Genomic DNA, 19,980 nt, shown 5'->3' with positions numbered 1-19,980 from the left:
CCGGGGGGGGGGATGAAACAGTGAAGGTTTTAACCACCGATGGAATGGGCAACGATGAGACAGTAGAAATCGATGCCGAAGAAATAACCGGAAAAGAACTCCTAGAAACATTAAAAATATCTGCCTTTGAAGCAGTTATAGAGAAAAATAATGTGATTGTAAGGGAAAGTGATGTGTTAAGAAGCAACGACAAGATCAAGGTACTCAACATGATACATGGGGGATAAAACCCGCCATTTCTCCCTAACTTCCATGTAAACCTATTAAAATTCAAGTCAATTTAAACCATGATCTATACTACTTTCTTTTTTTTACATCCTTTTTTTGTACTCCAGTTCCCTGAATTTTATAATGAACTTGGTTCCGCATCTTTTATCCAGTTCAATTGTACCATCCACCTGGTCAACTAAGTTGTTTACAAGCTCCAATCCCAATGAATCTGTTCTTGTAAATTCTAAATTTTCAGGGAGTCCCACACCATCATCACCAACTACTAGAAGGTAGCCCTCCCCATGGCATCGTAGTGATACTGTTATCTTCCCGGTTTTACCATCTGGAAATGCGTATTTCAAACTGTTAGATACGAGTTCACTGATTATTAATCCGCATGGAATTGAAGTTTCAATGTTGAGTTCTATGTCATCGTATTCCACATGGGGTACAATTTGGTCCTTGGGTACTGCGTAGGAGTAGAGAAGATCGTTAACCAGCTTCTCTATGTACTCACCAATTTCCACGTGCATGAAATCATGGGATTGGTAAAGTTTTTCATGGATCATGGCCATGGATGTGACCCGATTTTGACTCTCCTTTAAAACATCCAATGCCACTTCATCACCACCAACATACTTGGTCTGTAGGTTTAGAAGGCTGGATATTATCTGCATATTATTTTTCACACGGTGATGAATTTCTTGAAGCAGAACTTCCTTCTCTTTAAGGGAGGCTTTGATCTTATCTTCTGATTTCTTTCTCTCGGTAATATCTTCACTCACAGTTACAAACATATCATTTGAAAGGTAAAACACTGAAATATCAAAATATTTATCCAACAGGTCGAAGTAGGTTTCAAACCTTGTTGGCACCCCTGTTTCAATCACCTTGGAATAAATTTCAAAGTAGGGAGGTTTTTCTAACTTAGAAAGCTCTGAAACCATTTTAGAAACGCAGTATTCCCTGGAAAGCCCAGTTATTTCTTCAAATGCAGGATTAACATCAACTATCTCATAATCTATTGGAATATTTTCCTTTGAATAAACTAGTTTGTTTATTGAAACAGCTTCGTTCATGGAGGAGTACAAGGCCCTGTAACGTTTTTCACTTTCTTTAAGCTGGACTTCAGATATCTTCTTAGCTGTGATGTCCATGAACATTCCTGAAATCATACCATTTTTTAAAACAGCCCCTAAAATCAACTTCAATGTGTTGCCAGCCACATCAACTGCATCTAATTCATAATCATTCAAAGTTCCGTCTTCAAATAGTTGTTCGATGAGAAGGGATCTGTCTTCAACATTTTTGTAGTGGTTTGTTACTTTGTTCTTTTTTAAATCCTCAGCATCGTTGTAACCGAACATTTTTGCCATGGCGTTGTTTGCAAAAAGAATATCTCCATTGAGGTTGGATGTGAAAACAGGAACCATGGGATTTTCCAGAAGTTCGTGGTGCAGTTTTTTATATCTGGGACATTCATCATTTGCTCCATTTCTATCGATGGTCAAATGCATAACTCTGGACAAGTTACCAGCCTCATCAAAGATAGGGGTGCAGGCAATCATACAGTAACCATCAACTGTTTCCATCATCTTTTCAACAGTTTCTTTGATTTCACCATCCAAGATCATTTGCATTGGACAATCCTTCAGGGCTTTCCCACATTCTTCACCATGTACAAGTTTGAAACATTTAGAACCCATAATATCGGCTTCGTTCATTCCAACCCTATTTTGGAAGGTTTTGTTCGCCGCAACAATTTCATTGGATACATTTAATATGAATGTGGGATGGTTAATTCCATCGAGTATAGCTCTAGAATTGATGGTGTCCATAAAATATTTCAACTCCATGTTCTGATGATCGATAAACTTTTCTTTGAATCCTGTACGTTTTCTAAATAGTTTTTAATAATAATTTTCAAAACCACGATACCAATTTCGTTGTGCACCCTATTTGATTAAGTGTTTTAAGATTCATATTTCAGTTTTTACGAAGGATTAATAGGGATTTATAATATTAACCTAAAAATATGGACTTTCAAATTGATACTGAGATTTTTTACTGATCTAATATGGATAGGGTTGAGTTTAATTTATAATTATAGGTTAGGTTATCTAAAATGTTTAAAAAAAGTTTTGAGGAAATAATGGTTCATTCCCTGTAGAATTTAAGGTCCATGTTTCCATCATCTATTTCAACGTAGCTATTTTGGTAATCCTTATTTTTCAGTTCATCAGTCCAGGAACCTGAATTTACCACTGTTTTGCTTTGGTTTATAAATGGGCCGTGTGTGTGTCCGAACACCAATCTTTCATGGGGTTCGATACCGAAAACATAACATTTTCCAGTTGAGATGGCCATTTTATATATTTGCAATGATTCTTCACTGGTTTCAAACCTTTTTCTCGGATCCTTTTCGAGCCTTTCTTTAATGTCACTTCCCTGGATAATATCCCATATTTGGCCTGCAACTCCACCTATAAAATCCTCGCTGAAGCACATTTTTTCGCTGAAATCTTCGTACATGTCGATTGTGAATGGTTCGAGCTGAATAGCTTCAAATTCATAGCCGTGTGTGAAATAGAATTTTTTGCCACTGTCTTCCAGCCTCAAGTTTCTCTTAACTTCAAATGGAAAGTTATCACCATACCTCTCTTTGAGTTTCAGCATGTAATAATCATGATTTCCAATGATGTAATGAATCTTCTTGGCTTCTAGATCCAACAGTTTCTCCAAGATTTTTTCATTTTCAAGCACAATCTCAGAGTTATTTTTCCTCCAAAAATCAAAAAAATCACCTAGAATTATTAGATGATCTAGTTTGGTGTTATAATCATCTAAAAAATTGTAGAATGCATCCTTGTTGCTCTTTTCGTATCCTAAATGTAAATCAGAAATTACCAGCATCATACTGTACCACCCCTAAAATTTTTAAAGATTCCATATGTGCATTTCCAATCTGAATATCCAGTTTAGAGTAAAATTGCATGTTTCAAAATTTTTTTAACCTTCTGCATATATTTTTGTTAATTCTACAATAAATTTTTTTAAGATTTAGTTTTGTGTTCAAAAATTATATTTGATTTTAAAATCATATAATTAACAGAGTGGGTTGTTATTAGAATAATTCATTCATTGATCCAGGTTTTTTGGGTAATCCTTGGAATTATTATTTGATTCTTATTAAAAAATTAGAGGATGATGGTATAGATGGGTGAAACAGAAATTGTGATTGAACCAGGTAAACAAGAAATTTTAATCAAACACATTGCAGATGCCTCACGTGAATTGGTATTTAAGGCTTTTACTGACCCTGAGATTTATGCAAAATGGATCGGTCCGGTGGACATGGAAACTGAACTGAAACTGTTTGAACCTAAAACTGGAGGGTCTTGGAAATACATTCAAAGGGATGAAGCCGGCAACGAGTTCGGTTTTCATGGTGTAAACCATGAGGTTGAACCAAATGAAAGAATTATTGGGACCTTTGAATTTGAAGGGTTACCTGAAAAAGGCCATGTAATTCTTGAATCAGTGAAGTTCGTAGAGTTAGAAGCAAACAAAACCGAAATTCAAGAGCAATCAGTTTTTCTATCTGTTGAAGACAGGGATGGGATGGTTGGAAGCAACATGGAACAAGGTGTAAGGGAATCCTACATGCAGCTCGATGAACTATTAAAATCTATGCAAGGCTAAAAAAAAATAATTTTAATGTTTACGAGGTTACAAAAAACCTATCCTTTTTTTTATTCTTCTTTGTAGGCTTGTTTTAACTCTTCAATGTTTATTTTAACCATCTTTAACATGGCTTCAGTCACATTTTTAACCCTTTGGGGGTTGGAATCAGACAGGTATTCCACCAATATTTTTGGCACCACTTGCCACGAGAGTCCATATTTATCCTTAAGCCAACCACAAACTTGTTCTTCTCCTTCAGCTGTCAGTTTTTCCCAGTAGTAGTCGATTTCATCTTGAGATTCGCAGTTTATAACCAGGGAAACTGCTTGATTAAATTCAATGTCAGTTACTCCGTTTAGTGCTGTAAATTCCATGCCTTCAAGTTCAAATTGAACTGTCATAACACTGCCAGCTTGTCCAGGTCCAGCTGCACTGTATCGGACCACCTTTTTTATACCTGAATCCTTGAAGATGGACACATAAAACTTGGCAGCTTCACAAGCATCTTCACCAAACCACAGAAAGGGCGTGATCCTTTGAATTATTTCAGCCATAAATTAAACCTCCAAACTTGTTCACAAGTTTCCCTTAAAACTAATTTTTTTTTAATTCTGTACATTAGATATGTGCCTTTGAAAATTTATAATTTGGGTGATCCTCCATAGTTTACTTTTTAAAATCATTTTTGTCCCTGGTAACCCACTAATTTGATAACTGTTGTTTCGGTTTTTTTTTGTTTCAATGAAAATATTTAAATAACAGAATATACTATGTTAAAAATAACATAGGTTAAAATTAACCTATACTATGTGCTGTGGTTAATTAATTGGATGTGAAAAAAATGGTTAATTCAGAACTAATTGTGCTTGGTTTGATTTATTTTAAACCTAGTCATGGATACATAATCAAGAAAAATGTAAAGCATTACTTTGGAAATCCCCACTACACTTTGAACAACAACGTACTTTACAACACACTCAAAAAACTCGAAGGAAATGGATATATCAAAGGTGAACTAGTTACAATGGAGAAAGTCAACAAAAAAGTGTACACCATAACAGCAGAAGGTGAGAAACATTTGATTGAACTTGTGGCAAAACCTGCAGAACCTGGCATCGATGAATTTGATTTCAAGGTTAAGGCAGTGTTCTTCGATCTGATACCTCAAGAATCCAGAATAGCCGCAGTCAAACCTTTGTACGAATCTAAACTAGAGATGTTAAGGGAAGCAACGGAAAAAAAAGATGAATACGGTTCATTCATGCCAATAATTGCAAAAAAAGTGTTGGATTATGGAATTATCGAACTTAAAAATTATGTTGACTTTTTGGAAAAACTCATGGAATAAGGGGGAACTAAAAATGGTAAATTGGAATATGATCATGGTGGGAATAGTCTTGGTGGCAGTAGGAACATTTTTCTCGCTATTTGGTACAGTAGGAAGTATAATTGGATTTATAATGGCAATATCTGTTGTAATTTGGTTCATAAAAGAAACAAGGGCCAATAAACCTGCCAGAATGTCGAACTAGTTTTTTTAACTATTTCTATTCTATTTTTTTTAGGTTTGGTATTGAGTTGAATTTTTCATATTTTTTTTGATGTTTGTTAGTTTTCTACAACTCTTGCACTAGGCAAGTATTTATAACAGTTCACACATACTTGCATAAGACAATAGTTGTATTATGCAACAATTGTTGATAATTTTTAGGAGAATAAAAATATGAAACTAATCCCTCAAATAAGGACAAATAATACTCAAAACAAGATGGAGGTAAAGTAAATGCAATACAAATGGATGGCATTACTTGTGGTTCTTATATCCTCTCTCATGGGTATGATAAACATAAGCATAGTTCTAATATCCCTTCCAGCAATTTTTAATGGGATACATATAGATCCCCTCAACTCATTCCAGTACCTTCTATGGATACTCATGGGTTACAGTCTTGTCACAGCAACACTTCTATTAAGTTTTGGAAGATTATCTGATATGTTTGGAAGAATAAAGATGTTCAGGCTGGGCCTCATCATATTCACCCTAGGATCCATACTACTCTACCTCACACCTTCCACAGGAGATGCAGGGGCAATGGAAATAATCCTATTTAGAATATTTCAAGCTGTAGGGACAGCTCTGTTCATGGCAAACAGTGCAGCAATCGTTGCAGACGCGTTTCCAAGAAACGAACTTGGAAAGGCCATAGGCATCAACATGGTGGCAATAATGGCTGGCCAGTTCCTTGGACTAATACTTGGAGGTGTCCTTGCAACCATTGATTGGAGGTACATATTCCTATTGAGTGTACCATTCGGATTGATTGCAACATTGTTATCCATCAAACTTAAGGAAATATCCATAAGGGACGTTAAAACCAAACTCGATATCTGGGGTAACTTGGCATTCATGGGAGGTATCACTCTGCTTTTGGTGGGTGTAACCTACGGATTAATGCCCTACAAAACTGAACTCATGGGATGGCACAATCCATGGGTCGTACTATCCATGATAAGTGGTGCAGTACTACTTGTACTCTTCCCATTCATTGAAAAAAGGGTTGAATCCCCAATGTTCCGGATGGACCTCTTTAAAAACAGAATGTTCACCTACGCAAACACAGCAGGATTTTTAGCATCCATAAACAGAGGAGCAGTAATGTTCGTGTTAATATTACTCCTACAAGGGGTATGGCTACCACTTCACGGTTACAGCTACGAATCAACACCCTTTTGGGCTGGAATTTACATGATACCATTAACACTGGGAATATTCATAATGGGCCCAGTATCAGGAGCACTCTCGGACAAATATGGGCCAAGGTGGATTGCAACACTTGGAATGCTCATCACAGCATTGGCATTCATATTCCTGGCTGTAATGCCCTACAACTTCAGCTACATCGAATTTGGTTCGGTACTTTTCCTCATGGGAGTAGGGTCTGGAATGTTCGGATCCCCCAACAGCTCATCAATAATGAATTCAGTACAGCCACAAAACAGGGGTGTGGCATCTGGAATGATGCAAACACTAAACAACACAGCGATGACAGCAAGTATGGCAATATTTTTCACCATACTCATTGTGGGAATAACCCAAAAATTTCCAGATGCCATGGCAACATCACTGGCATCAATAGGAGCCTCACAACTCGCACCAATATTCTCAAACATTCCACCTACAGGCGCATTGTTTGCAGCATTTTTAGGATACAATCCAGTGGACACCTTGTTAGCTGCACTGCCTCCACAAGTAGTGGCACAAATACCCTCAACAACCATCAGCACATTAAATGGTACCACATGGTTCCCAACCACATTTGCCAATGCATTCCTACCATCACTCAAAATTTCATTCCTCTTCGGAGCACTACTTTCCATAGTGGCAGCCATACTATCTGCAATGCGAGGTGAAACAAAAACAGTTGAAACTAAAAATTTAAACACGGAAGATGCACAAAACATACAGAAAACAGGGAAATAGGAAAAATGTGGATACTAAAAACTGGAATATTTGATTCTTCCACCACATTTATTTTTCTGTGAAACATCCTCCATTTTTTTAATTCCCAGTTGTAAGATCAGTAAATTAGTTGTTTAATTAGTTACCATATAAAAATTCAGTGATATAAAATGGGAGAGAAACAATTATCCAAGGAAAAATCTGGTAAAACAAGAAGTAAGGGAAATTTATCAGCTGAAGAAATTTCAGAAATGTCCATAGGAACCTTAATATCCAGCATAAGCCGTGCTCATCTAAGATATCTGTTTACAGAGATAGAGAAACATGGAATAACAGGAGGGCAATACCAATTTCTACTTGGACTGTCTAAACAGGATGGCATAACCCAAGAGGAACTTGCCAGTAATTTCCACATGAACCAGAGCACAATCGCAAGGGCACTTAAGAAGTTAGAAGATGCTGAAATGGTGCTCAGAAAGACAGACGATACCAACCGTCGAAAAAATATAATCACAGTTACTGATAAAGGAAGAAAGGTGGCTTCAAAGATCCAGCTTACAGATGAAAAATGGGAAGAAAATGTACATTCACTCTCAAATGCAGAAAAATCCACATTTAAAGAAATGTTAAGGAAGGTACTTCAAGAATCACTGGGTCAGGACTAACTCAACTAAACCTAACCCTAAAAACTTTAAATAATTACACTAAATATTTCGATGGATTTAATCTCCGGTGATGCTGTCAAACACACTTTTTAATTGTTTTAAATCATCAGGATTTTCTAGGGAATCTAATATGATCTTCATACAGTTGTCAAGCACAATCAGTTTAATATCATTATTACCCACGTTGTAACAGTTTCTAACCAGAATAAACAACTCTTCAGTCACTTCCTCTAGATTCATATCTTTGTCTATTGAAGGATTTGTTTTTACCATTCTCTTCACCATTTAATATAATAATAAATATTTTTTTAACCCTAAATCAATTCAACTAAACTCATTTGTATTTATATTAATAGGAACTTCTAGGATAAATAATTTATAAGATTACTTAAATTTTTCTCAAGAAAACTTGAATCATTCATACATGTTTGAAAAAGTGTTTTAAGGGACCTATAATTTGGGGTTAATAACCTTTTTTTTTTAGTTCACAAAATTTTCTCTCCTTTTTTAAGTTCAGGATGTATGACTTCAATTCCGTCTTCTTCTAGAACATCGAAGAGTTCAACATGTTGGGTGTGCACTGGATAAACACGCTGTGGTTTTATTTCCCTCACCATCTCTAATATTTCCCTGCCACTTGCATGTCCAGATGCATGGTATCCCCTCATAATATCCAGATTAAAATGGTTTAACCATGTTTCTGCCTTTTCTTCCATAATTTCCATTTGTTTATCGAAGGGTTCTGTACTGGATTTGATGTAAGTTCCACTTTCGGGTTTAATATCTATCAACTCTTTAAATTCGAAGAAGTCGCACCTGAATATGTAATCCTCTGGATTTTGACTCAGATCATGGTGGGTTACTGTGTTGTCCCAATTGATGTATTCCCTTTCCCAGATTTTGTAGTCAGCCATGAGTTGCTTAGGATCAAGATCTGAACTGCAAATCCATTCATCGTTTACACAGCTGTACCTGTCATCACTTAAGAGTCCCCATCCCTTTTTAGGTTTGTAAACCATCACATCCTCTATTTTAGGATAACCCAAACCCTCAAACAGGTTCAGGATGTAGGCCTGTTTAAGGCTTACAACCAGTTCACGACCTGTTTCTTGTGCTGCCCTATAAAATGTCACAAGCCTGTCAAGATCCCTGACAGGAAAGTTTACCACAACCAAATCTTTAAGGTCTTCAATTTCTTTTATAGCTTTAGCTTCGATTTCAAATTCAGATAAACTTTCTGAATCCCCTATTCTGGTGCCCTCTGTTATCAAGGTGTTTGGCCTGGATTTTTTTGATTCCTTAACAAACTTGTTGGTTAGTTCTGGCTGTCTACCATGAAACCTGAGATCTCCGGTGTAAACAACTGTTTCCTCATCATTTACTGCGATGTAGCCAGATGCACCTGGCAGGGAATGATCCACAGGAGCAGATTTTATGCTGAAATCCCCGATAGAAAATGGTTTGTAGGGTTTCACAATCCTAATATCCCTTTCAACAGCTAATTTCAGACGTTTATAACCGTCTCCTTTTTTGGTTGGTCCCATGTGGAAGGTTTTTTTCAGGTGAAGATACTCTGAAAAGGCTGAAGCTCCAGTTTCCTCTAGGGCCCGGAGTATCAGGTAGGATTCTTGGCTTAAGAAAATTGGTATGTCTTCACGAAGATGATGAACATATGCCACATGGTCAACATGGGAATGGCTGAGTAAAACTCCATCTACAGAAGGTTCAGGTTCATATTTGATTCCCACATGCTCGAGATAATCTTCACGATATATTCCCTTGATGTACGGCAGAAATTCAAGTTCCACAAAGTCTAAAATACCGTTGGATTTACGGGGCTGTAAAAATTCTGATAAATATTCATTGGCCTTGGAGAAACCCATACCAAAATCCAGGAAAAAAGAAGTTTTACCATCCTTAACCAGTATTTTGTTTCCTCCAATTTCATCTACACCTCCGTAAAAGTCAATATCTACCATTATCTCTTTTGCCTCCCTAGAAATTCCCTTTCACCATATAATAAAACCACAGCTCAATTTGTATATATTTAGTATGTACAAGTATATAATACTTATTTAAAATTTTAATTTAGGAATATATTTTTTCCACAAAAATTGGTGTGAACCATTAAACAAAGATTATAATCCGTAATATTCGAAAATATCTGCAAATGGCATCAACACGTCTTTCCTTGTTTTTTTCTATGGACTTGTTATTGATATTATTTATATAATCAGAGGGTATATAAAATAAATAATTGGTGATGGTGGTCATTGGTTTAGAGGGGATGTTTTGAAATTATAAATTTTAAAACCAAGTTCGTAGTAAATTTGAGGCCACCGTAAGAATTTAAATTAATTTTGTATAAAACATGATTACCAAATCAAAAACAGCTCAATTTAAAGGGATGGCCACATATCTATCTGTTATCGTGGTACTTTTAGGGGTTTTATTCCTAGTTGGATGGCTGTTCAATATCAAACCACTTATAAGTCCCGGTTCGGACTTTTCCACTATAAAATCAAATGTTGCAGTTGCATTTATTTTAATTGGTTTAGCCTTATTTCTAATCCTAACAAGGGGATCCATTCCAAAATACAGGTTACTCGGAAAATTTTTGGCGTTATTAGTGTTTTTAATGGGTGTATTAACTTTATTCGAGTATCTCTTTGGATTAAACCTTGGAATCGATCAACTCTTCTTTAAAGAAGCTGCAGGGGCATTTAACACTTCATCACCCAATAGAATGGCTTTCAATGCATCAGTTAACTTGGTGTTGGCTGGTCTGGCAGTGATGGTCATTGATGTCCGGGTAGGTCATTGCCAAGAACTTTCACAGGGGCTGGCATTTTTAGGTGGTGTGGTTTCCATCTTGGCATTACTCGGATACTCCTTCAATGCTTCAATACTCTACCATCTTCCCCAGTTTACAGGAATTGCAATCTACGCAGCCACTACATTTATCCTAATTTTCTCAGCCATACTACTTGCAGATCCAGACAATGGATTCATGAAACTCCTAGTCAGTGACACCCTAGGAGGATACTTTGCAAGAAGGGTTCTGCCCCTGATAATTATTGTACCATGGTTACTGGGATTTTTAATAAAATTGGGAATCAATTATGGAATTTATGATTATTCCTATGGCTACGCTCTCTTGATATTTTTTATAATCTTGTTTTTAACTGTGATTTTGGGAATAACAAGTTATTCTATAAAAAATATTGAAAAAGAGAGAAATAAGGTCAATCAAGATTTGAAACAATCAAAAATGGAACTTGAAAAAGCCAAGGAAGATCTTGAAGAAAAGGTTAAAGAAAGAACCATAGCACTTGAAACTTCAAACAACGAACTTGAACACTTTGCCTATGCCACATCCCACGATCTAAAGGAACCACTTCGAATGATAACCAGCTTCTTACAGCTCTTAGAACGTAAATATGACAACGATCTCGATGAAGATGCCCATGAATACATAGGATTTGCAGTTGACGGTGCCAAACGCATGAACGAGATGATAAACGATCTACTAGAATATTCCAGGGTCACAAGTGAAGAAAGGGTTTTCAAAAATTTAGACACCCAAAAAATACTGGATGAAGCCCTACTAAATCTGAAGGTAGCTGTGGATGAATCAGGAGCCATAGTAACCCATGAAAATATGCCGGTTGTAATGGGAGATGAAAAGCTCATGGTGCAGCTCTTTCAGAACCTCATAGGAAATGCCATTAAATATTGTGACACTAATAAAATCCCTGAGATACATGCTACAGCAAAGAAAGAAGATGATCATTACCTGTTTTCAGTTTCAGACAATGGAATTGGAATTGATTCAAAACATCTAGCTAAGATATTCACAATATTCCAGAGGTTGCATAGGAACGATGAATACAATGGAACAGGAATTGGCCTTTCTATAGCTCAAAAAATAGTCCAACAACACGGAGGAGTTATATGGGCAGAATCTACACCTGGAGAAGGCAGCACATTCTACTTCACCATGCCCTTGCCCTAGTATTAGGGGAGTGTTAAAGGATGAACCCAGTATTCAACCCAATGATGGGGTAGAAGTAAATAAAATTTAACTTATCTTAATATAGGATTACTATGGGGGATTGATGACCATCGCAAAGATAGATCTAAAAAAAGAGAATAGAGAACTGTATTATCCTAAAAAAGGTCAGGTTAATCTGATTGACGTGCCTGAAATGAACTTCCTATTGTTGGATGGTGAGGGGGATCCCAACACTTCACAGGAGTATCAGAATGCCATGGAAACAATTTTTCCAGTCTCATACAAGGTCAAATTCATGAGTAAAAAGGAATTAGATCGGGACTATGTTGTCATGCCTCTTGAAGGTTTATGGTGGACCGATAACATGGAAGATTTCAGTGTAGAGGATAAGGACGGCTGGAAATGGACAGTGATGATTCGTCAACCAGATTTTATTGATATTGAAATGGTAAACTCAGTTGTGGAGGAAATTTCGAAGAAGAAGGAACTTCCATCCATCAAACAGTTAAGGCTTGAAAAATTTAGAGAGGGAAAATCTGCACAGATACTGCATGTTGGTCCATTCTCTGAAGAGGGACCCACAGTAGAAAAACTTCACGAATATATCGAAGCAAATGGATACAGTTTCGATGGAAGTCTTGACGGAACTAAACACCATGAAATATATTTAAGTGATATAAGAAGGTCCAAACCAGAAAACCTCAAAACAGTGATAAGACAACCTGTAAACTAATATTCACAGCAATTTAAAAGAACACAGATAAATAAAGGATAAACCTCTCGAATTATCCTATGTCAAATTTATCATATGATTGTAATGCATGAAACTGAACTGCATAGTTAAACAGTTTTAGGGGATAAATCATAAAAAATGTATGTCTTTGGAGTCAATATATTAAAGTATGAAATCTTTTTTCCATGAAAAATTTCATATCTACAGTTTCAAGTACAGGGACAATTTATCCATCTTAATAACTTTTTTTTCATTCATTTTATTTCTGGCCATACTCATTTTCATACTATTCAATTCCACACCCCTCATGAATGCTGATCTGTCGTTATTTGAGAAGGTAGTTTCGGCAGTGTTGTTGTTATCATTTTTGTACAGTGGACTGCACTGTGTGGGCTACTTGGATCACATATTAAAATCTGTAATTCTCTACGATGATGAACTAATCGAAAATAAAAAGGAAACCAATGGTGGAAACGCATTTGTGGCCATTGTAATTCCAACGTTAAACGAAGATCCAGACATGGTTAGAAAAACAGTTATGGATGCTAAATCTTTGGACTACCAGAACTACGATATCTTCTTAATAGACAGTTCTACAGACCTGGAAATTCGTGATAAAACTGAGGAAATGTCCAAGAAGTTGAATATAAACTATATCTACAGGGATAATTTGAGGGGTTACAAGGCGGGTTCCATCAATGATTCAGTTGCTTGCCTCCATGAGAAATTTGAGTACCTACTTATTTTAGATTCTGATCACAGACTGAAAAGATCGGTACTGGGAGATCTCATACCACTACTGGAAAATGATCCTGATCTAACTTTTATACAGACGCCCCAGTACTTCAAAGCCCGTGAAAATGACAGGCTGGGATTGGCGTACTCATTTCAACAGCATATCTTTTATAAACACATATGCAGAGGACTGTGTGTAAACAAAACTGCATACATATGTGGAACCAACGTTATCCTACGTTTAAACCATTTAAAAGAAGTTGGAGGTATGGATGAAACTTGTATAACTGAAGACATATCAACATCATTCAAACTGCACAGTAACGGCTGTAAATCTATTTACATTGATAAAGTATATGCAGAAGGTTTGGCACCTCCATCACTATCTGCTTACTATGGTCAGCAGCTCAGATGGTCCTACGGCACATTTCAAAACACAAAGAGGGTTATTAAAAGATTTATAACGGAACCAGGTACTCTTAAATCGTTACAATGGTGGGAGTACATAGTTTTAAACGGTACATGGTACTTCATAGGTGTTGCTATATTTGTATGGCTTTTGTATCCTGTTATCGTCCTCATTTTCAATCTCAAACCATTGGTGTTGGGGTCGCTAAACATACCATTTTACATATTTGTAGTGATGATCATAACCCAAACACTTGCAAGCTATTTAGAAAGGGGTTATCCACTCAGAAAACTCCTACTTTCACAGGCCCTATTTTTCAGTTTGTTCCCGGTTTATACCAAGGCACTGATATATGGACTGATGAACAAGGAGTTAAAGTTCAATGTAACTCCAAAGGAAGGTGCGAAAAATAATGTAGAGAGAACTGAATTTAAGGAAATTCTACCCCAAATAGGGTTTATGATCATTTTAACCATCTCCATAGTTGTGGGAATTATTAAACTTGGAAATGGAGAGAACACAGCAACATATCCTTCAATAATTTTATGGGCAAGTTACAGTCTATTAATGCTCGTGATATTCATAATTTACTTTTATTTAGATGATAAATCTGTTAAAAACCCGGATTTAAACAGTTAAATGTTTTTTAAGTTTTTGGTATAGTTATCTTCCTACGAATTTTTTATTTATATGTTCTAGTGAGCATCACGAACTGTGAAAAAATGTATTTATGTACAAGTACAAATAATAGTGCATTATGAGAACTATTTATGACCAAATGTGAAACTTTTTATAGTAGTAGGTCTACTACTTTATATGAGAATGGGAAGATGAAAAAAAAACGATATCTTGGAAAAAACACTGAAAATGATTTTCATACCTAATGGAACCAGCTTAATTTCATCATCAGCCTTAAACAAAGGTTCCGTTCGAATGATTCAATCTTTTCAAGAACATCCAGATAGAATGCCTCCAGGACCTCTCACAAAACTAATCCTGGAGGCTAAGAAAGAATATGAAATAAAAACCTGTCATGGTGAAAAATGATGGATAAAAAGCTGATTCACATATCTGATCTTCATTTTGGGGAATATAAATTCGATGAAAAGCTTAAAAACAACCTTAAATTTCAGATAGAATACGAAAATCCCGATCTTATAGTGGTGGCAGGGGACATAACTGCCCTGGGATATCTGGAAGATTATAACTTGGCCAGGGAATTTCTATACGAACTCAACAACATAGCTGAAACCTACGTTGTACCAGGAAATCATGATTCATGCAACGTTGGTTTGGTACACTTCAGAAAGCTCATAGGAGAAAGAAGATTTGTTGCAACGGACAAAAATGAAGATATCGTACTAATTGGTCTTGATTCTTCAGAACCGGACATCCACGATGGAAAAATAGGATTTGACCAGATAGAATGGTTAAATGATGTACTAAACAAGATTCCCAGGGACAGATTTACCGCAGTGACATTCCACCATCACCTACTGCCAATACCACAAACCGGCCGTGAAAGAAACATACTCCTGGATTCTGGAGATGTTTTAAAACTTCTGGTTAGTCACGGTGTTAACCTAGTGCTAAATGGACATAAACACGTTTCAAATGCCTGGAAAATAGATGATATGGTGATATTAAATTCAGGTACAGCCACAACCAACAGACTCTACGGAGATAACTCACCCTCATACAACAAGGTACTGGTTGATGATGAAACCATAACAGCGTACAAAATTAAAACAGAAACAGGTGAAGAAAAATTACTTGCACATTACACCTACGAACAACAGATCCACAACAGGTCCAAAATTCCAACCATATTCTCCTATTAATTATTCTCCCTTAACATTTGAACTTGACAAATCACGAACAATGGAGAACAGATTCTAAACTCCATTATACTAATTGTAACATACTTATTTTAAATTTATTAGCTTGATCCAATTTAATCATTTTATTCACTTTCTGTTTAGGAAATGATTGGTTTTTATAGTAGAAATGTTAAGTTAATGTTAATTATTAATAATGAGTACTGCATAAATTAGTTAGTAATAATCTTAGGAGAAGGGGAATCCCAAAAAATGTATACACTACTCCTACTAAATGTGGTTTTCCAATGAATCAAAAAAGAACCGTGCTCATTGTTTTGGGCGTTTTAATAGTGGTTGGATTGGCTCTGACCACCACCTACTCAAGTTCAGACACCAACAAGATCAAAGTAGCATACATACCCTGTGATCATGATGCTGCATTGTTCATTGCCCTTGCACAGAACAAGTACAGTGCCAATGGTTTGAATGTTGAACCAACATCGATATCAACAGGATCCAGCATAGTGTCAGCCCTTGCAAGTGGAGATATTGATGTGGGTTATATTGGTATAGCACCGGCACTACAGGGAATAGCTGAGGGTGTACCAATCAAGATAGTCGGGGCAGTGAATGAGGATGGCAGTGGAATAGTTGTAAATACCAATTCAGACATCAACAACACAACAGATCTGGTGGGTAAAAAAATAGCAACACCTGGTGTGAGCTCCATACAACAGGTTTTACTCCTTTACCAACTGGCCAAGTACAACATCACAAAAAATCAAGTTGATATTTCATCTGTCAATATATTCATGCTCCCAAGCACCCTTGCATCGGACAAGGTGGATGGATACATTGCATACGAACCCTACGTTTCAATTGCACCTTTTACAAATGTTGGAAGGGTGCTGATGTACTCTGATGAGATAATGCCCAACCATCCATGTTGTGTTATTGTTGCAAGGCAGGATTTTATTGATCAACACCCGCAGGAACTTCAAACCTTCCTGGACATACATAAAAACTGTACAGAATTTGCAAACAACAACACAAACCAAACAGCAAGCCTGGTTTCAGATGAATTAACAACCAACCCTGAACTTGAAAAAACAGCCCTTAAACATGTGATCTTCGTATCACAACTCAACAACGACTTCCAAACCAAGGTACTGGACTTTATGAACATCGAGATCGAAATGGGATATCTGAAGAAAAACCTTACATCCAGCCAAATATTTGATTCAAGCTTTTTAGGTGATTGAATTTGCGAAAAACAATAATCTCACTGGTAATACCCGCTATAATAATAGTTATATGGGCAGTTCTTACCACTTATACTGGAATAATTCCATCGTACCTTATTCCAAGTCCACATGATGTTTTTGAAGCATTTAAAAGCCTTTTAATGAATGGCACACTTATACAAGACACTATTGACACGTTGAGTCGTGTTATACTAGGATTTATTGTGGCGGCCATTGTGGCTGTTCCACTGGGAATATTAATCGGATGGTCAGAAACTGTTGAAAATTATCTGAGCTTCATAATAGGAATACTCAGGCCCATACCACCCATCGCATGGATACCCTTTGCAATACTCTGGTTCGGGTTAGGTCTTGGATCTGCAATTTTCATAATATTTGTAGGCAGCGTATTTCCAATACTCATAAGTACTGCAGATGGTGTTAAAAGAATAGATAAGGTGTACATAGAATCTGCATATACATTGGGTGCCGATAAACTTCAAACCATTAAGAAAGTGGTTTTTCCAGCTGCACTGCCCAACATAATCACAGGACTCAAGGTAGGTATGGGAATAGCCCTCATGTGTACCGTGGCAGCAGAGATGATAGGATCAAACAATGGATTGGGATACCTGATACTGACTGCAACTAGTATGCTTGACAGTGCAAGTGCAATAGTGGGTATGCTGGCAATCGGAGTTATAGGATTGACATTTGAATACATATTCACTCGAATGGAAAGAAAACTAAACTGGTGAGTGTCCATGGTTTTTAAAATTAAAAAGGTCAATAAAAACTTTCAAAACAAGACAATGGAAATGGAAATTCTCAAGGACATAGATCTCACCATAGAAGATGGAGAATTTCTAGTTCTTCTGGGGCCATCTGGTTGCGGTAAAACAACCCTGCTTAGAATGATAGCTGGACTTGATTTCCCAACTACAGGGACCATAACAGAAAATGATGTACCTGTATTAAATCCAAGTCCAGAACGGGGCTTTGTATTTCAACAGTACTCATTATTCCCTTGGAGAACAGTGCTTGATAACGTGGCATTCGGACTAGAGGTCAATGGGATAGATGAAGAAGAGAGGTACGAAAAGGCTAAAAATTACATTGAAATGGTTGGATTATCAGCGTTCCTCGAGAGCTACCCCAACCAACTGTCAGGGGGTATGAAACAGAGGGTTGCAATTGCACGTGCCCTTGTAAACGAACCTAACTCACTCTTGATGGACGAACCATTCGCTGCTTTAGATGTGCTCTCAAGACACAAACTACAGAAGGAAATCATCCAAATTTGGGAACAGGAAACTAAAACCATAATCTTTGTGACCCACAACGTTGATGAAGCAGTTTTCTTGGCAGACCGCATACTGGTGTTTAGCGAACGCCCTGGAAGAATAATTGAAACATTTAACATAGAACAAGAAAGGATACGTGACAGAACATCCGAAGAGTACCTTGCTATTAAACGCAAAATAACTGGGCTACTTGAAACCAACCAAAAATTCTAATTTTTTACACACCGCAAGTCCCCATAATACAAATGGAAGGATTGGGGATATTTAAACAGTATTAAGAATTACAAAACAGTTTAGGTGTGAGGATGTTCCTAAATTAATTCTTTAGTATTGGGATGTAAGACTAAATGGGAACATCCTCGTCTTTTGTTCTTATAAATATCCTATATATGTTTATTTTTTAATGAACAATAATGTTAAATTAATTTTAACTAGAAAATATTTGAATAAAACCGGAAAATCAATCCACTAAATATACATTGAAGTCCTTAAATAAAACATGAATTTTATAATGCCTATTTTAAAATTTAGTGTAGTATTAGGTTCATTCTGGTTTTATGCAGTGCTTTAATGGTCACTCTGCTGAAAATTTTTAAAAACAATTAAATATTCTTCAAACCCTATTATTGATATATAATTAGGGGAGGGAATTATTTCAATGAATTATTATAAACTACCAATGATATTTTTAGCAGTGTGTCTCATTTTTGCACCTGTATCTGATGCATGGACATGGAGTACCCATAGCAACATTGTTGATTCTACATATTACTCATTACCCACTTCGATCCATTCTAAACTCAGTTTAAGTGCAATGCGAGATGGTTCAAACGATCCTGATGAAAAATTTCATGATTATCGTGATCATAGCTATCCAAACAGCTACAACAAGGCACTGTACTACTTAAACCAGGGTTCGAGTTACTACAAGCAGAAAAAATATTATGAGGCAAGCAAATCCTTTGGTATTGCAAGTCACTACATATCCGACACATTTTCAGCACCCCACTGTGTGAGTGGAGAATTATCATCACAGCACCAGGCATATGAAAATCAGGCAAGCAAACTCAAACCCCATATCACTGCAGTCACTGGCAACTTGAAGGTACTCATGTACAATGGGTACACAACTGAAAAATCTGACTGGTCCAACTGGCAGAAAACACGTAGCACCTACTACACCCAAAAGGATCTAAACAGGGCAGCATCAGTAACCTACATGGCAATATGTAACAGCATAAAATCAAGCAGCACAACCAAACCAATTTTAACCAACACAGGTAAGTACGTTGGCAATTCAAAAACCAAGAAATTCCATCTAAAGAACTGCAGATACGTGGATCAAATCAGTCCAGATCACAAGGTGTACTTCAGTACAAGACAAGCCGCAATAAATGCAGGATACTTACCATGTAAAGTTTGCAACCCTTAAACCAAAAAATTCAAATTTCCTTTTTTTTTAGGTACAAATGGTAGATGCAATGTTTTTTTCGGTTTTGTTTTATAAAATTTTATAGTTTTCTCAACAATTCTTTAGGGATTTACATCAGTTTCCAATTAAAATTTTGAAAATATCTATTTAAGTTGTTGATTGGTGTTGATATCATACTAAAATTATATATTGACTAAAAACAAATAATAATATAATGATTGGGGATGTATGGAACGTGGTGGGTTTGTCTGTAAATAATATTCCTTACT

20 protein-coding genes are annotated in these 19,980 nt (G+C 36.4%); 15 read left to right on the top strand and 5 right to left on the bottom strand.

The genetic code is table 11. The features are described 5' to 3' along the window. Window positions 1-20: 20 nt before the first annotated feature. Window positions 21-227: a MoaD/ThiS family protein gene (locus METBO_RS08325; RefSeq protein WP_013645254.1), complete on the top strand. Its 207-nt coding sequence runs from the start codon at window positions 21-23 to the stop codon at window positions 225-227. An 84-nt stretch (window positions 228-311) separates the two neighbouring features. Here METBO_RS08325 and METBO_RS12840 read toward each other — a convergent pair whose 3' ends face one another. Then, window positions 312-2,048, bottom strand: a complete 1,737-nt coding sequence (locus tag METBO_RS12840; protein ID WP_013645253.1) for a histidine kinase dimerization/phosphoacceptor domain -containing protein — start codon at window positions 2,046-2,048, stop codon at window positions 312-314. Between the two features lie 319 nt (window positions 2,049-2,367). Further along, window positions 2,368-3,126, bottom strand: coding sequence for a metallophosphoesterase family protein (locus METBO_RS08315; RefSeq protein ID WP_013645252.1), 759 nt, complete (start codon window positions 3,124-3,126; stop codon window positions 2,368-2,370). Between the two features lie 300 nt (window positions 3,127-3,426). Here METBO_RS08315 and METBO_RS08310 point away from each other — a divergent pair, with 300 nt between their 5' ends. Then, complete coding sequence (locus METBO_RS08310) at window positions 3,427-3,912, top strand: SRPBCC family protein (protein WP_013645251.1); 486 nt, start codon at window positions 3,427-3,429, stop codon at window positions 3,910-3,912. A gap of 50 nt (window positions 3,913-3,962) precedes the next feature. Here the strand turns inward: METBO_RS08310 and METBO_RS08305 are convergent, their stop codons facing one another. Next, window positions 3,963-4,448, bottom strand: a complete 486-nt coding sequence (locus METBO_RS08305; RefSeq protein WP_013645250.1) for a VOC family protein — start codon at window positions 4,446-4,448, stop codon at window positions 3,963-3,965. A gap of 287 nt (window positions 4,449-4,735) precedes the next feature. Here METBO_RS08305 and METBO_RS08300 point away from each other — a divergent pair, with 287 nt between their 5' ends. The 4 genes from METBO_RS08300 to METBO_RS08290 all read left to right on the top strand — a co-directional run bounded on the left by METBO_RS08300 (window position 4,736) and on the right by METBO_RS08290 (window position 8,019). Then, on the top strand, window positions 4,736-5,242 hold the full coding sequence (locus METBO_RS08300; RefSeq protein ID WP_013645249.1) for a PadR family transcriptional regulator: 507 nt from the start codon (window positions 4,736-4,738) through the stop codon (window positions 5,240-5,242). A gap of 13 nt (window positions 5,243-5,255) precedes the next feature. Continuing rightward, window positions 5,256-5,426 (top strand): hypothetical protein, encoded by a 171-nt coding sequence (locus METBO_RS13660; RefSeq protein ID WP_013645248.1) that lies wholly within the window; start codon window positions 5,256-5,258, stop codon window positions 5,424-5,426. Between the two features lie 251 nt (window positions 5,427-5,677). Continuing rightward, window positions 5,678-7,375 (top strand): MFS transporter, encoded by a 1,698-nt coding sequence (locus METBO_RS08295; RefSeq protein WP_013645247.1) that lies wholly within the window; start codon window positions 5,678-5,680, stop codon window positions 7,373-7,375. A gap of 149 nt (window positions 7,376-7,524) precedes the next feature. Continuing rightward, window positions 7,525-8,019, top strand: coding sequence for a MarR family winged helix-turn-helix transcriptional regulator (locus tag METBO_RS08290; RefSeq protein WP_013645246.1), 495 nt, complete (start codon window positions 7,525-7,527; stop codon window positions 8,017-8,019). Between the two features lie 57 nt (window positions 8,020-8,076). Here METBO_RS08290 and METBO_RS08285 read toward each other — a convergent pair whose 3' ends face one another. Further along, on the bottom strand, window positions 8,077-8,292 hold the full coding sequence (locus tag METBO_RS08285) for a hypothetical protein (protein ID WP_048186420.1): 216 nt from the start codon (window positions 8,290-8,292) through the stop codon (window positions 8,077-8,079). Between the two features lie 212 nt (window positions 8,293-8,504). Next, entirely contained in the window at window positions 8,505-9,998 is a 1,494-nt protein-coding gene (locus METBO_RS08280) for an MBL fold metallo-hydrolase (RefSeq protein WP_013645244.1), read from the bottom strand. Between the two features lie 392 nt (window positions 9,999-10,390). On the opposite strand from METBO_RS08280, the gene METBO_RS13055 reads away from it, so the two are divergent. The 9 genes from METBO_RS13055 to METBO_RS13050 all read left to right on the top strand — a co-directional run bounded on the left by METBO_RS13055 (window position 10,391) and on the right by METBO_RS13050 (window position 19,711). After that, entirely contained in the window at window positions 10,391-12,034 is a 1,644-nt protein-coding gene (locus METBO_RS13055; RefSeq protein ID WP_013645243.1) for a sensor histidine kinase, read from the top strand. Between the two features lie 103 nt (window positions 12,035-12,137). Beyond that, the gene (locus METBO_RS08270) at window positions 12,138-12,767 is read left to right on the top strand and encodes a GyrI-like domain-containing protein (protein ID WP_013645242.1); all 630 of its coding nucleotides are present in this window, start codon (window positions 12,138-12,140) and stop codon (window positions 12,765-12,767) included. Between the two features lie 169 nt (window positions 12,768-12,936). Further along, a complete protein-coding gene (locus METBO_RS08265) occupies window positions 12,937-14,550 on the top strand; it encodes a glycosyltransferase family 2 protein (RefSeq protein ID WP_013645241.1) in 1,614 nt (537 codons plus the stop codon). 210 nt (window positions 14,551-14,760) lie between these two features. Further along, a complete protein-coding gene (locus METBO_RS08260) occupies window positions 14,761-14,958 on the top strand; it encodes a hypothetical protein (protein WP_048186419.1) in 198 nt (65 codons plus the stop codon). Further along, a complete protein-coding gene (locus tag METBO_RS08255) occupies window positions 14,955-15,752 on the top strand; it encodes a metallophosphoesterase family protein (RefSeq protein WP_013645240.1) in 798 nt (265 codons plus the stop codon). The genes METBO_RS08260 and METBO_RS08255 overlap by 4 nt, the downstream gene beginning before the upstream one ends. 284 nt (window positions 15,753-16,036) lie before the next feature. Then, window positions 16,037-16,993 (top strand): ABC transporter substrate-binding protein, encoded by a 957-nt coding sequence (locus METBO_RS08250; protein WP_013645239.1) that lies wholly within the window; start codon window positions 16,037-16,039, stop codon window positions 16,991-16,993. Window positions 16,994-16,995: 2 nt separating this feature from the next. Continuing rightward, window positions 16,996-17,733 (top strand): ABC transporter permease, encoded by a 738-nt coding sequence (locus METBO_RS08245; protein ID WP_013645238.1) that lies wholly within the window; start codon window positions 16,996-16,998, stop codon window positions 17,731-17,733. A 6-nt stretch (window positions 17,734-17,739) separates the two neighbouring features. Then, window positions 17,740-18,492 carry an ABC transporter ATP-binding protein gene (locus METBO_RS08240; protein ID WP_013645237.1) on the top strand — a complete coding sequence of 251 codons (753 nt, stop codon included), beginning with the start codon at window positions 17,740-17,742 and terminating at the stop codon, window positions 18,490-18,492. A 445-nt stretch (window positions 18,493-18,937) separates the two neighbouring features. Further along, window positions 18,938-19,711 carry a zinc dependent phospholipase C family protein gene (locus METBO_RS13050; protein WP_013645236.1) on the top strand — a complete coding sequence of 258 codons (774 nt, stop codon included), beginning with the start codon at window positions 18,938-18,940 and terminating at the stop codon, window positions 19,709-19,711. Window positions 19,712-19,980: the final 269 nt, after the last annotated feature.

Origin of the sequence: Methanobacterium lacus (assembly GCF_000191585.1) — an archaeon.
Lineage (GTDB): Archaea > Methanobacteriota > Methanobacteria > Methanobacteriales > Methanobacteriaceae > Methanobacterium_B > Methanobacterium_B lacus.
This window is presented reverse-complemented; position numbering and strand designations above follow the sequence as displayed.

What these genes read in the sequence shown, in the direction of transcription:
- METBO_RS12840 (WP_013645253.1), bottom strand. Translation starts at nt 2,048, where the DNA reads ATGGACACCATCAATTCTAGAGCTATACTCGATGGAATTAACCATCCC.
- METBO_RS08315 (WP_013645252.1), bottom strand. Translation starts at nt 3,126, where the DNA reads ATGATGCTGGTAATTTCTGATTTACATTTAGGATACGAAAAGAGCAAC.
- METBO_RS08310 (WP_013645251.1), top strand. Translation starts at nt 3,427, where the DNA reads ATGGGTGAAACAGAAATTGTGATTGAACCAGGTAAACAAGAAATTTTA.
- METBO_RS08305 (WP_013645250.1), bottom strand. Translation starts at nt 4,448, where the DNA reads ATGGCTGAAATAATTCAAAGGATCACGCCCTTTCTGTGGTTTGGTGAA.
- METBO_RS08300 (WP_013645249.1), top strand. Translation starts at nt 4,736, where the DNA reads ATGGTTAATTCAGAACTAATTGTGCTTGGTTTGATTTATTTTAAACCT.
- METBO_RS13660 (WP_013645248.1), top strand. Translation starts at nt 5,256, where the DNA reads ATGGTAAATTGGAATATGATCATGGTGGGAATAGTCTTGGTGGCAGTA.
- METBO_RS08295 (WP_013645247.1), top strand. Translation starts at nt 5,678, where the DNA reads ATGCAATACAAATGGATGGCATTACTTGTGGTTCTTATATCCTCTCTC.
- METBO_RS08290 (WP_013645246.1), top strand. Translation starts at nt 7,525, where the DNA reads ATGGGAGAGAAACAATTATCCAAGGAAAAATCTGGTAAAACAAGAAGT.
- METBO_RS08285 (WP_048186420.1), bottom strand. Translation starts at nt 8,292, where the DNA reads ATGGTAAAAACAAATCCTTCAATAGACAAAGATATGAATCTAGAGGAA.
- METBO_RS08280 (WP_013645244.1), bottom strand. Translation starts at nt 9,998, where the DNA reads ATGGTAGATATTGACTTTTACGGAGGTGTAGATGAAATTGGAGGAAAC.
- METBO_RS13055 (WP_013645243.1), top strand. Translation starts at nt 10,391, where the DNA reads ATGATTACCAAATCAAAAACAGCTCAATTTAAAGGGATGGCCACATAT.
- METBO_RS08270 (WP_013645242.1), top strand. Translation starts at nt 12,138, where the DNA reads ATGACCATCGCAAAGATAGATCTAAAAAAAGAGAATAGAGAACTGTAT.
- METBO_RS08265 (WP_013645241.1), top strand. Translation starts at nt 12,937, where the DNA reads ATGAAATCTTTTTTCCATGAAAAATTTCATATCTACAGTTTCAAGTAC.
- METBO_RS08255 (WP_013645240.1), top strand. Translation starts at nt 14,955, where the DNA reads ATGATGGATAAAAAGCTGATTCACATATCTGATCTTCATTTTGGGGAA.
- METBO_RS08250 (WP_013645239.1), top strand. Translation starts at nt 16,037, where the DNA reads ATGAATCAAAAAAGAACCGTGCTCATTGTTTTGGGCGTTTTAATAGTG.
- METBO_RS08240 (WP_013645237.1), top strand. Translation starts at nt 17,740, where the DNA reads ATGGTTTTTAAAATTAAAAAGGTCAATAAAAACTTTCAAAACAAGACA.
- METBO_RS13050 (WP_013645236.1), top strand. Translation starts at nt 18,938, where the DNA reads ATGAATTATTATAAACTACCAATGATATTTTTAGCAGTGTGTCTCATT.